Annotated in this window: 14 protein-coding genes and 1 pseudogene; 6 read left to right on the forward strand and 9 right to left on the reverse strand. The window is 43.7% G+C overall.

Annotated elements, in window-relative coordinates:
- Positions 1–11: 11 nt before the first annotated feature.
- Genes ACQE26_RS01490 through ACQE26_RS01500 form a run of 3 tightly spaced genes read left to right on the forward strand, consistent with a single transcriptional unit; the run spans position 12 to position 1,678 of the window.
- Positions 12–1,148, forward strand: a complete 1,137-nt coding sequence (locus tag ACQE26_RS01490) for a zinc-dependent alcohol dehydrogenase (RefSeq protein WP_016937106.1) — start codon at positions 12–14, stop codon at positions 1,146–1,148.
- A gap of 18 nt (positions 1,149–1,166) precedes the next feature.
- Positions 1,167–1,364 carry a hypothetical protein gene (locus tag ACQE26_RS01495; RefSeq protein WP_003156073.1) on the forward strand — a complete coding sequence of 66 codons (198 nt, stop codon included), beginning with the start codon at positions 1,167–1,169 and terminating at the stop codon, positions 1,362–1,364.
- Positions 1,365–1,378: 14 nt separating this feature from the next.
- Positions 1,379–1,678: a spore coat protein gene (locus ACQE26_RS01500; protein WP_016937108.1), complete on the forward strand. Its 300-nt coding sequence runs from the start codon at positions 1,379–1,381 to the stop codon at positions 1,676–1,678.
- Between the two features lie 116 nt (positions 1,679–1,794).
- On the opposite strand, the pseudogene ACQE26_RS01505 reads toward ACQE26_RS01500, so the two are convergent.
- Positions 1,795–1,937: pseudogene (locus ACQE26_RS01505) on the reverse strand (MocR-like pyridoxine biosynthesis transcription factor PdxR); the annotation flags it as partial.
- Between the two features lie 156 nt (positions 1,938–2,093).
- The gene (locus ACQE26_RS01510; protein ID WP_500470465.1) at positions 2,094–2,672 is read right to left on the reverse strand and encodes a TetR/AcrR family transcriptional regulator; all 579 of its coding nucleotides are present in this window, start codon (positions 2,670–2,672) and stop codon (positions 2,094–2,096) included.
- A 248-nt stretch (positions 2,673–2,920) separates the two neighbouring features.
- On the opposite strand from ACQE26_RS01510, the gene ACQE26_RS01515 reads away from it, so the two are divergent.
- Positions 2,921–4,111, forward strand: a complete 1,191-nt coding sequence (locus tag ACQE26_RS01515) for an MFS transporter (RefSeq protein ID WP_500470466.1) — start codon at positions 2,921–2,923, stop codon at positions 4,109–4,111.
- Positions 4,112–4,203: 92 nt separating this feature from the next.
- Here the strand turns inward: ACQE26_RS01515 and ACQE26_RS01520 are convergent, their stop codons facing one another.
- The 4 genes from ACQE26_RS01520 to ACQE26_RS01535 all read right to left on the reverse strand — a co-directional run bounded on the left by ACQE26_RS01520 (position 4,204) and on the right by ACQE26_RS01535 (position 7,296).
- Positions 4,204–4,833 carry a TVP38/TMEM64 family protein gene (locus ACQE26_RS01520; RefSeq protein ID WP_489201685.1) on the reverse strand — a complete coding sequence of 210 codons (630 nt, stop codon included), beginning with the start codon at positions 4,831–4,833 and terminating at the stop codon, positions 4,204–4,206.
- 126 nt (positions 4,834–4,959) lie between these two features.
- Positions 4,960–6,033 (reverse strand): sensor histidine kinase, encoded by a 1,074-nt coding sequence (locus ACQE26_RS01525; protein WP_025284318.1) that lies wholly within the window; start codon positions 6,031–6,033, stop codon positions 4,960–4,962.
- Positions 6,030–6,716 (reverse strand): response regulator transcription factor, encoded by a 687-nt coding sequence (locus ACQE26_RS01530; protein WP_438421284.1) that lies wholly within the window; start codon positions 6,714–6,716, stop codon positions 6,030–6,032. The genes ACQE26_RS01525 and ACQE26_RS01530 overlap by 4 nt, the downstream gene beginning before the upstream one ends.
- Positions 6,688–7,296: a class I SAM-dependent methyltransferase gene (locus tag ACQE26_RS01535; RefSeq protein ID WP_500470467.1), complete on the reverse strand. Its 609-nt coding sequence runs from the start codon at positions 7,294–7,296 to the stop codon at positions 6,688–6,690. Before ACQE26_RS01535 ends, ACQE26_RS01530 begins: the two co-directional genes overlap by 29 nt.
- A 206-nt stretch (positions 7,297–7,502) precedes the next feature.
- Here ACQE26_RS01535 and ACQE26_RS01540 point away from each other — a divergent pair, with 206 nt between their 5' ends.
- Complete coding sequence (locus ACQE26_RS01540; protein WP_500470469.1) at positions 7,503–7,862, forward strand: hypothetical protein; 360 nt, start codon at positions 7,503–7,505, stop codon at positions 7,860–7,862.
- Between the two features lie 48 nt (positions 7,863–7,910).
- On the opposite strand, the gene ACQE26_RS01545 is transcribed toward ACQE26_RS01540, so the two are convergent.
- Positions 7,911–8,531, reverse strand: a complete 621-nt coding sequence (locus ACQE26_RS01545; RefSeq protein WP_500470471.1) for an FMN-binding negative transcriptional regulator — start codon at positions 8,529–8,531, stop codon at positions 7,911–7,913.
- A gap of 117 nt (positions 8,532–8,648) precedes the next feature.
- Here ACQE26_RS01545 and pdxR point away from each other — a divergent pair, with 117 nt between their 5' ends.
- Complete coding sequence (pdxR, locus tag ACQE26_RS01550) at positions 8,649–10,031, forward strand: MocR-like pyridoxine biosynthesis transcription factor PdxR (RefSeq protein WP_500470472.1); 1,383 nt, start codon at positions 8,649–8,651, stop codon at positions 10,029–10,031.
- A gap of 30 nt (positions 10,032–10,061) precedes the next feature.
- Here pdxR and ACQE26_RS01555 read toward each other — a convergent pair whose 3' ends face one another.
- Entirely contained in the window at positions 10,062–11,351 is a 1,290-nt protein-coding gene (locus ACQE26_RS01555) for a Na+/H+ antiporter NhaC family protein (RefSeq protein WP_500470473.1), read from the reverse strand.
- A gap of 223 nt (positions 11,352–11,574) precedes the next feature.
- Positions 11,575–11,979, reverse strand: a complete 405-nt coding sequence (locus tag ACQE26_RS01560) for a MerR family transcriptional regulator (protein ID WP_500470474.1) — start codon at positions 11,977–11,979, stop codon at positions 11,575–11,577.
- Positions 11,980–12,023 lie beyond the last annotated feature (44 nt).

Below are 12,023 nucleotides of genomic sequence, written 5' to 3' on the forward strand. Positions count from 1 at the left end.
GGTATTACAGCATGAAGGCCGTAACGTATCAAGGAGTTAAAAACGTCGTCGTCAAAGACGTGCCTGATCCGAAGATTGAAAAACACGATGACATGATTATAAAAGTCACAAGTACGGCAATTTGCGGGTCAGATTTACATTTAATCCACGGACTCATCCCGAACTTGCAGGAAGACTACATCATCGGGCATGAACCGATGGGCATCGTGGAAGAAGTCGGCCCCGGCGTGACGAAAGTCAAAAAAGGGGACCGTGTCATTATTCCTTTTAATATCGCCTGCGGAGAATGCACTTATTGTAAAAATCACCTGGAAAGCCAATGTGATCAATCAAATGATAACGGCGATATGGGCGCTTATTTCGGCTATTCAGGGAGTACCGGCGGCTATCCGGGCGGCCAGGCCGAATATTTACGCGTCCCTTTTGCGAACTTTACTCATTTTAAAGTCCCCGAAACATGCGAAGAACCGGATGAGAAACTGAGTGTTATTGCCGATGCAATGACAACCGGCTTTTGGAGCGTTGACAATGCCGGCGTAAAAGCAGGCGATACGGTCATCGTTCTCGGCTGCGGGCCTGTGGGTCTGTTCGCTCAAAAATTCTGCTGGTTAAAGGGAGCGAAACGCGTAATAGCTGTAGACTATGTCAACTACCGTCTCCAGCATGCGAAACGGACGAATAAAGTGGAAATCGTGAACTTCGAAGACCACAAAAATACGGGCAGCTACCTGAAGGAAATCACCAAAGGCGGCGCTGATGTGGTCATTGACGCCGTCGGCATGGACGGAAAAATGACTGACCTGGAGTTCCTCGCCAGCGGATTAAAACTTCAAGGCGGGGCGATGAGCGCTTTAGTTATTGCCTCCCAAGCGGTGCGCAAAGGCGGAACGATCCAGATTACGGGTGTGTACGGCGGCAGATATAACGGGTTTCCTCTTGGCGATATCATGCAGCGAAACGTCAATATCCGATCAGGACAAGCTCCGGTTATCCATTATATGCCGTATATGTTTGAACTGGTATCAACCGGCAAAATTGATCCGGGCGATGTTGTAAGCCATGTCATTCCGCTTAGTGAAGCGAAGCACGGCTATGAGATGTTTGACACGAAAACAGATGATTGCATAAAAGTTGTACTCAAACCTTAGAGAACGGAGGCTACAGAAATGGCCAGCGCCTTACATGAATTACTCGAAATTCAGGAGATGGCTTCTTTTAAGTCACTTTGTCTGACGAAGTCCAAAACCATGAAAGCGCTCGTATCCGATCCGCAGCTGAAAGAAATCATGCAGCAGGATGCGGATACATCAACAAGGCAATTGCAGGAGTTTGCCTCGATTTTATCTGATGCAAAGCATGAATAGGAGATGAATAACGAATGAATCCGATTATGGAATACCTGACGGGGATGGATGCACTGACAGACCAAATTGTCGCTATGGATTTATTGAATTCGGCAAAAAGCGGAGTCAGAAACTATGCGATGGCGGCGACGGAAGCCGGAACGCCTGAAGTGAAAGCGATCCTCACCCGTCACTTAGAAGAAGCGATCGACATGCACGAGCAAATCTCACGCTATATGATGGAAAAAGGCTGGTATCATCCGTGGAACACAGATGAACAAGTCCGGTTTAATTTACAAAATATTGATACGGCGCTCCGCCTGCCCGTCCTATAAATCGTTTTGCTGCTGAGACAGCACCTCTTGCTCAAGCTTCAGTATGTCAAACTGAGAACTGCCTTTACAACGCCCAGCGCCCAGGCAGCTCTGTTTTTTTGTATCGGTTTCAGAAACCCCTGCTCGCGTCGCACGGCCTCTAATAATACCGCTCTTTTTTTCCGGTACAGCTTTCTCATTCTGTTGATATGTTTCTGCCACTCCCCGCTTGAAATTGGGCAAGCGTCAGCTGACGGTGGCAGGAGACGGTCTGTTTATAAGAAACGATTTACGAAAGAGTAGGATGGGGACTTGCGGCGGTGAATGTCGGCGTTATCGCGTGCGTGGCAGCCGCCCGGCGGTTCGCTAATAAAGCAGAAAAGGCAGAACAATAACCTTGTTCTGCCTTTTCATTATTTTCCGCTCGGGCGATTATTCACGTAGCTTGAACTCCCTTAAACGCATTCATCACCAAATCATGCACATAGGCATCATTGACCTCGTCCCCTGTTACAAGCAGGCGATAGAAAATCGGTCCGTAAATAAGATCAATACTTACTTCAATATCAAGATCCTTTCTCAATTCACCTTTCTGAATTCCCTTTTCCAGAAGGCCTTTTGCTTGGAGGCGGCGGGGCTGGAAAAATCGTGTGCGATATTCTTCTGCCAATTTGGCATCCAGCTGCCCCGCACCTATTAATTCCTTAATAACGGTTCCTTCCCGGCTTGTCAAAAACCTTGCTAAATTCGCGGCGTGGATCGATACATCATGTACTGTTGATCCCGTATCAGGCACAGGCAGCCTTTCCGTAGCGGTCGAAAGAAAGCTGTCCATGATAACGGCAGCTTTGTTTGCCCACCATTTATAAATCGTTGCTTTACTCACTTTCGCGCGCTCTGCAATTTTATCGACTGTCACCGCATCAAAACCTTTTTCCAGCAAGAGGTCATAGGCCGCAGAAAGAATCGCCTTATGTGTTCCTTCATCACGCGGCCGCCCTCGTTTACTCTGCACATAAATCATTCCTTCCCGAAATATAAACGATACGTTCAGTATACTTAACATGATAAAAAAATAAAACAGAAACCCATTTACAAAACTGAACGTTTAGTATATCATTCACTTATAAATAAAACTGAACGTTCAGTTTAGAAAATGTTCAACACTCCGCAAAACCTTAGCACTAAAAATCTATGGAGAGGAGATGAATCAGCAAATTATTTGTCAAACCTCATAAAATCATTAAAAAGGAGTTCATTCACATGGCTACATTAAACAAACAAAAAGGAAATCAGGGGGTCTCAACTGGTTTAACCCTTCTTCTTGCAGCTGCATGCGGCATCATTGTCGCTAATCTTTATTATGCACAGCCCTTGGCAGGATTCATCAGTGCGGCCATTGGGCTTTCTCCAAGCAGTGCCGGATTGATTGTCACGCTGACCCAGATCGGATACGTTGCCGGTTTACTGTTTCTCGTCCCTTTGGGAGATATAATCGAAAACAAAAAACTTGTCGTCGTATCGCTCCTACTAAGCGCAGCCGCTTTGACACTGACAGCATGTGTGAAGCATGGAACACTGTTTTTAGCCGCTGCGTTTTTCATCGGACTGGGATCGATCGCCGCCCAAGTGCTTGTACCGTTCGCATCCTACCTTGCACCGGACGCCGCACGCGGCCGGGTTGTCGGCAATGTGATGAGCGGCCTATTGCTCGGTATTATGCTTTCCCGCCCGATATCCAGTCTGGTCGCTGATATATGGGGGTGGAATGCCATATTTGCTTTCTCCGCCGCGTTAAGTGTTGTCCTGGCAATCGTCTTATCAAAAGTGCTTCCTGCCAGAAAACCAACAGCAAACACAAGCTATACCGCCTTACTCGGCTCAATGTGGAAGCTGCTGCGCACGACTCCGGTTTTACGCCGCCGTGCCATTTATCATGCGTTTGTATTTGGAGCTTTCAGCTTGTTCTGGACGACTGTACCTTTATTATTGTCCGGCCCTGCTTTTCATTTTTCTCAGAAGGCAATCGCGCTATACGCACTGGCGGGCATTGCGGGTGCAGCCGCTGCACCGATAGGCGGCCGTCTGGCTGATCGCGGCCTGACCCGGCTTGCCACCGGAATCGCTCTCGGTGCTGTCATCGTTTCTTTATTACTCCCGCTCATGATTCAGAGCAGCTCCCCCGTCGGAATAGCAGTTCTGGTGGCCGCAGCCATCCTGTTAGATGTGGGTGTATCTGCCAATCTCGTACTTAGTCAACGTGCCATTTTTTCGTTGGCACCTGAATTTCGCAGTCGATTAAACGGTTTATTCATGGCCATCTTCTTTCTGGGCGGTGCTGCAGGTTCATCAATCGGAGGATGGGCATACGCCTCAGGCGGGTGGAGTATCACATTATGGATTGGAATCGCTTTTCCGGTCATCGCATTGCTTTATTTCACAACGGAGAAATAAGCCTTTCATCAAAAATAAGCCGTCAAAGACCGAGCTGACAGCTTTTTTTGATGTATTCTTCTTTACATCCTTCCGAACAATAAACCCCTGTTTCATGAGTAATTTTGCTTCATGCGGTTCCACATTCTCACCGTTAAGATCGTAATCAATATAAACGAAACGATTACTAACACAATACCTGTCATTGACTCACTGAAATTGATAACGACAAAGCTGGACAATAGCACCATAGGAATATTTGAAATCAATACAGTTAACATGTAGGCAGAATACCTTAACCCGATTGCTGCCGATAAAAAACAAATCACATCCGTAGGAGCTACCGGACAAATCATCCCCAATGCCAAAAACTTATAATTGTACGCCTCCAATAACACTTTCAAGTCAGGATATTTATCTTCCAGCAATTGAGTCGTTTTTTCGCTGGCGAATTTCTTTGAAAAAAGATAAACCAACGTTTCGCTTATAAACAGTCCGGCCATTGATAATAAAATGCTGACCATCGGATCAAAGCATATTCCACCTACAAACATAAGCGTCATGCCGGGAATAAAAAAGAGAAGCCTGACGACCCACAAAGCCAAAAACAGCAGCATCGCGTATTGCACATGCCCTGATATAAAGTCCGTTACATCATTCATATCAAATGACAGCACGTCCAGTTCCTTCAAACAATAAACGCCTAAAAACCATATACATAATAAAATCATTTTATTTTTCAATTTCTCCGCTCTCCTCGCTTTCCATCACATCATAAGCAAAAAAAATGAAGAAACAGCCGGTAAAATTCTTAAGTATTCTTAAGTTATTCTAAGAAAAAAGCTTACGGAACGTTTGTCCCGCAAGCTCTAGTCAATCGGGTGTTCAACAGAAAAACGAAGCCATCCGCCGCTGTAATCCGCATGAATACGGCCGCTGTGAAGCTCAACAATTCTCTTTGAAATGGCAAGTCCGAGCCCGGTACCTTGATGACCCGTCCTAGCCTTATCCCCTCTGAAAAACCGTTCAAACAATTGATTGATATCGTCAGCAGGGAGATTTTCGGCCTTGTTTGACACTTGCAAAATTGCTTTTTCATCTTTTATTTCTAGGTTTATGAACAATTCAGATGGTTTGATGCTGTACTTCAGCGCATTCATAAAAAGATTATCATAAACGCGAACCATCTTTTCTATATCAATACAGACGGGAACATGTTCTTCCGTAATTGATTTTCGGACAGTTAATTGTTCCTTTTCAAAAATGGGAATGTACTCTCCGGTGATTTGTTCCAATAGGGCAGACAAGTCTGTTTTGCTGCGGTTCAAAGTAACGTCCGGACTCGATAAATGTGTATATTCAAACAGTTCATCTATTAAATATTTCAGCCTTTGCGATTTTGAATAAATCGTTTCAAGGTACTCCTGAAATTGGGCTTTACTGTTGTATTGTTCTTTTTTAAGCAGATCCAAATATCCGATAATTGATGTTAACGGGGTCCTTAAATCGTGGGATACACTTGAGATCAGCTCACTTTTCGCTCGTTCTAATTGTCTTTCATGTTCAAATTTACTCTCTAATTCTTCGGACATATAATTGATATGTTGTGCAAGCTGTGTCAATTCATCCCTGCTTTCAGTCCTGATGGTCAAGCCTAAATTTCCATTGGCAATATGGTGAACACTCTCAGTAATGTGTTTCAAATATAATATTTTTTTCCGCACCAATAACAAAAAAACCGCAATAAAGGTCAAAATAGCTGCAGTAAATTGAATCAGTATCCTAAAATTAGCGTTTCCCTGGCTCACATCTGTTAAATAATTTATTTTGTACAGATATGAAATAGATAAAATAACAAGAATCAACACACCAAATGCAACAAGATAACTAATTGCGATCGCGATCAGAAGCCTGACAATCAGCTTATTTCCAAACTTCTTCATATTTTGTATCCTGTTCCCCATACCGTTTTGATATAAATCGGATGTTTAGAATCCTCTTCTATCTTGTCTCTGATCTTTGTGATGTGGACCATCACCGTATTGTCCGACTTAAAAAAGTCTTCCTTCCATACCGCCTCATATATTTTTTCAACACTCATGACAATTCCTTTGTTTCTCGAAAGCAGCTCCAGAATATCAAACTCTTTCGGAGTCAGCCTGACTTCTTTCCCCCGCACCCACACTTGCCTTGTATCTGTATTCACGGTCAAATCACCGATTTCAATGACGTTCTTCGTGCTGATTGTATCTGTATTGTATTTTTTATACCTTCTCAGCTGCGATTTCACTCTGGCGATCAATTCCAACGGATTAAACGGTTTCGTTAAATAATCATCGGCACCGGAAGCCAGTCCTTGAATTTTATCCATATCCTCCGATTTGGCGGAAAGCATGATGATAGGCAGATTTCGTTCCTGTCTGATCTTCATGCATGCTTCAATCCCATCCATATTGGGCATCATAATATCTAAAATGATCAGGTCAAACTCCTTTTGCTCCAATAATTTTAATGCTTCAGCAGCATCTTCCGCCTTCTGTGTGTCTATTCCTTCATTTTCTAAATAGACAGAGATCAGGTTTCGGATATCTTTGTCATCATCTACGATTAGAATGGTTGTCCCCATATGAATCCTCCCTCTTTTTTTTCGGCAATGAACAGCTGAAAACATAAGCCGGCGGTATATTCCTGATTTCTCTCCTTACTTCTATTTGCGGAAAGAATTGCTCAATCAATGCCTTCTTATATTGAGTATATTGGAACGTAATGAATTCTCCGTTATCTTTTAAGATTTTAGCCGTATTCGTCAAAATATCGGCAGACACTTTTTTTGGAAGGCTTGCAAAAGGAAGTCCGGAGACGACATAGTCGGCATAAGGAATTCCATGCTCCTTCATATGACTCTCAATATGTTCAGCTGATCCATGTACAATAAATAGGTTTTGTTCCTCTTTATATTTTTCTTTCAGTAAAGCATAAAATTCCTCATTTTGTTCTATCAATAAGATCATCGTCCCAGGCTGACGTTTTTCAAGCAGCTTTTTTGTAAATACTCCCATGCCTGGTCCGTATTCAACAATGTATTCAGCTTTATGAAAATCAATTTTTCCGGTCATTTTCTCAGCAAGAAAGTGTGAGCTGGGCAGAACGGCGCCGACAGATCTGGGATTCATAATATATTGAAATAAAAATAACAGACGTTTCATCTATAATCTCTCCATTTGTTTTGAATTTATAAAACACACTCTACATTCAAAACCTGAAGAAAAAGCGGTAAAAGTTCTTAAGAAATCTTAAGATATAAAAAAAGACGGCGGGATTTGCCGTCTTTTTCAGCTGCCGATTCTTTCAGCAGCGGTAAAACCATGTCATAATATGTTAAGAATTAATTGTGCTATAGGCAGGTGAACACATGAAGAAGTATTTATATAAACACCTTTTGCTGGCTCTGATTTCGTCCGTTTGCTTTTTATTGGTCTTTTACGTGAGTTTAAAAGTGACACAGGAAGACACACCGCCGTTGTCTGATCTGTTTTACCTTTCTATTTATATGTACATCGCAGCCGGTTATTTGACGGTCGGCCTTTTTTCAGCATGTATGACTGATGTTTTGGGGAACCGTTGGACATTGAATAAAACGTCTTTCATTCTATTGAAACTTATCGTTTACTTACTCATAACATATGCTATTTCCCGTTCTTTCTTCGTTTTATCGGCACCGTTGATTTATTTGCTGTTTGAGTCGTTTTTCATCCCGAGAAAACCTTCATAACCAGAAAAAAACATACCGCATGCTGCCGGTATGTTTTTAAGATGCGTATCAGTTTTTTGCAGTGATCCGCTTGATGTTTTCTTCCATCAGGCCGGAAATGAGCTGTTCGTTTGTGTGCGGGATCTGTTTGAGCTGTTGTACGACCATTTCCTGTCTAGCGGCTGAATGATTTTGACTCAGCTTCGCCTGCCCCTCTATTTTGCTGATTTTGATTTTAAAGCCTTTTACCCCTTTGTTCATGCCTGACAGGAATTTCGCATCGACATCTTCTAATTTGTACGGGCTGTCGGGGCTTTCGTATTTCAATACGAGATCGCCCATCGAATGCACGGTTTCTTCCTCTTCCAAAAGCTCCGCCTCCCCGTATACATGAACCGCCACATAATTCCATGTAGGAACAGCCTGATTCGTCTCATACCATTTGGGCGAGATATAACAATGAGGCCCTTGAAAAACGGCTAATACACTTTGGCCTTCAATCTCTTTCCACTGGGGGTTCGGCAAGGCAAAATGACCGTATAAGCATTGATTGTCCTTGCTCATCATCAATGGCAGGTGGGTTGCATACGGCATGCCTCCTGCCGTTGAAAACAGGGTTGCGAAACCATACTCTTTAATAACATCGTACGCTTCAGCTTCACTCAGCTGAAATGGAGCGGGAATATACATAAAAACTCTCCTCTCTGAACCTGGATTGATAAAGTGCTTTCCGCTATAATAAAAGATCAACTGACATTTAAAAAGGTACAGTTTTGGATAAATACGCATGTCAGAGGTGAACATCTGATGAAAAATATGATTTTCGCTTTCAAAAGCGACACCCCGAAATACAAACAAATTTACGAGCAATTTAAGACATTGATTGAACAGGGAACGATTCAGGCAAATGAGCGGCTGCCATCCATTCGGGAGCTGGCAGATTCCCTGCGGGTAAGCCGCAATACGACATTGATGGCCTATGATCTGCTTTTCGCGGAAGGATACATTCGCGGCGAAACGCGCAAAGGATATTTTGCAAATGAAATAGAGCCCTCTTTATTTCAGCAAGAAAACGATGTTGTGCACGCAGAGAAAAACGAATCAACTCAGCCGGCCCTGATTGATTTTCGCGCAGGAGCCGTCGATCAAAAGCATTTTCCTCTGAAAACATGGAGAAAATTACACAATCAAGTTTTAACATCAGAGAGAAGCTTTCTGTACGGTGAACCGTTCGGCGAGAGAGGCTTGCGTGAACAAATTTCCGCTTATCTTTTGGAATCACGCGGGGTGAAAACAGATGCGGATTCGGTTATCATCGGCAGCAGCACACAGCAGATGCTGATTTATCTCAGCCGGATTCTGAAAGAAGATTTTTCCGGAGTTATCGTGGAAAACCCGGGATTTGACGGTGCCAGAGAGGCATTTCAATTTCACAGGCTATCACTGGAAACGATGCCCGTCTATGAAAACGGAGCTGATTTTTCTCAATTGCATGCAATGAAAGAAAAATTAATCTACGTGACTCCTTCCCACCACAGCCCTTACGGCGTAAGCATGTCCATTCAGCAGCGCCAAACACTGATCAATTGGGTGAATAAAAGAGAGGGATATATTCTTGAAGATGATTATGACAGTGAATTTCGTTATACGCAGCAGCCGTTTCCCGCCCTTGCTTCCATTCAGTCAGACCGGGTGATTTATTTGGGGAATTTCTCAAAATCCTTTCTTCCGGGCATCCGCATAAGCTATATGGTTTTGCCGCGGCGCATTTTGCACCGGTATAAAAAACGTTTCATTCATTTCGAAAGCACCGCTTCTTCGCTTAACCAGCTGACCATGGCTGAATTGATGAAGAACGGGGAATGGACCCGCCATATTAAGCGCATGCGCACTGTCTACAAGCGTAAGATGCAGCACTTAACTTCACATATTAAGCAGCAGTTCGGCGAACAGTTGACGATCATCGGCGAGCAGTCCGGATTGTATATATTGGTGAGAGTTCACTTGAACTGTACAGAAGAAACGTTAATCGAGCGCGCTCTTCAGTACGGAGTGAAAGTATACCCTACCGCCATTTATTTCGTTGCCGGAAAGCCTGAACCGCCGATCATAAAGTTAGGTTTCGCCCACCTTGATACGGATCAGATCGCACAGGGCGTGCAGCTTTTGAAACATGCTTGGCTGACATGAAAGAAAAAAGGCGCCGAACGGCGCCTTTTTTTATTTCGTATTCCTTGTGAATTTCGGCAGGCCAAACATAATGGCGATAATGCCGCAGATTCCGATTAAAACGGGATAGAAAGAGTATGGCAGCATACTGACGGGGGAAATATTCCCGAATTTCCCGGCCGATAACAGCTGCGCGCCGTAAGGAATCAAACCTTGCACCATGCACGAAAAGATATCCAGAATACTTGCCGATTTTCTGTTGTCGATCTTAAATTCATCAGCGATATTCTTCGCAATCGGACCGGCTGCGATAATTGAGATCGTATTATTGGCAGCAGCCAGATTCGTCACGCTGACCAGCCCGGCAATGCCGGCTTCGGCGCCTTTTTTCGAACGGATTCGTTTCGTGATGAACTCCAGTAAAAAGTCGATCCCGCCATTTTGTTTCATCACGCCGACCATTCCGCCGATCAGCATGGACAGGATGATCAGATCGCTCATTCCGGCAACTCCATCCGTAATCGCCTTAAAATAAGAATCAAACGTCAGGCTGCCGCTCGCTAACCCTATGATTCCCGTCAAAATCAATCCGCCGAATATGACAGCCATCACATTAAAACCGATTAACGCGAAGACCAACACGGCGACATAAGGAAGCACGTTTATCCAGCTGTAAGATGCAGCACCCGCATGGCCGGCGTGGCCTGCCGGAATAAAAAATAAGATAATAACGGTTAAAATAGCAGCGGGCAAAACAATCAGAAAGTTCGTTTTGAATTTATCCATCATTTGTGTTTTTTGCGTCCGCACTGACGCAATAGTCGTGTCGGAAATAAAAGAAAGATTATCTCCAAACATAGCTCCGCCGACCACGGCTGCCATCGTAATCGCGCCGGAAATGCCAAGCTCCCCGCTCAAACCGGCGCTGATCGGCGCAACCGCCGCAATCGTGCCCATTGATGTTCCCATCGATATAGAAATGAAACAAGCAATGATAAACAGCCCCGGCAGCAAAAACTGCTGCGGAATAATACTCAAAGCAAGATTGACAGTTGAATGCACCGCTCCCATCGCTTCAGCAGCTGAAGCAAAGGCACCTGCCAATATAAAAATCATAACCATAATGATAATATCAGGATGCCCCGCGCCGGAAGCAAACCATTCTATTTTTTGATTGAGCGATTTCTTCCGGTTAAATAACAGCGCAAAAGCTGACGCAATGATCGCGGCAATCAGAATCGGCAATTTATAAAAATCTCCGGTCACCAGACCAGAGCCGACAAAAAGCCCTACGAATAAGACTAAAGGCAATAACGCCCAAGGGTTCTTTTTATTGTTCATCTGGGTAAACCACCTCTTTTCAGCATTAAAGTCGCTAATCACAGTCTAAGCAACATTTCACACTTTAAAAGTCTGCAGTAAAAAAGTCAAGCTGAAAAAAGGATAAGTAAAGATTGATAAGATAGGAAAAACTGTTTTGTTTCCTCTCTTTAGAAAATAAAAAAACCAAGGTTCGTTTCCCTTGGTACATTTCATGCGGCCCGGCGCCCGGGACATCTTCTCTTCATTCAGAAATATATTCAGCTTTCAATCTATTTTTAAGTTTCGCTTCATTTTCAAGGATGTCTTCGTAATCCTCAATCTTCCTGTTTAATCGTTTTATAGTTTCATCAATTTCCCTCTGTTTCTCCGTCAGCCTTTTCCTTTCATTTATAAGGATGTTTTTTCGGGGTTCAATCGTATGATCGGCTCCTTCAATAAATAAAGCGGTATATTCAATCAGCGCCTCAATCGACAGCCCGGCATTTCTCATGCATTTTATAAATTGAATCCAATTCACATCATCTTCGTCATAATCGCGGATGCCGCTTTCATCCCGTTTTACTGGAGGAATCAGTCCTATACTTTCATAATACCTAAGCGTCGCGGCTGATAACTCAACCTGCTTTGCAGCCTGCGCAATCTTCATATTCTTACCACCCATCCTTCATCCCTTTCATAAGCGTGCCATTA

The sequence above is a fragment of the Bacillus sp. 5RYD7K genome (assembly GCF_059831465.1).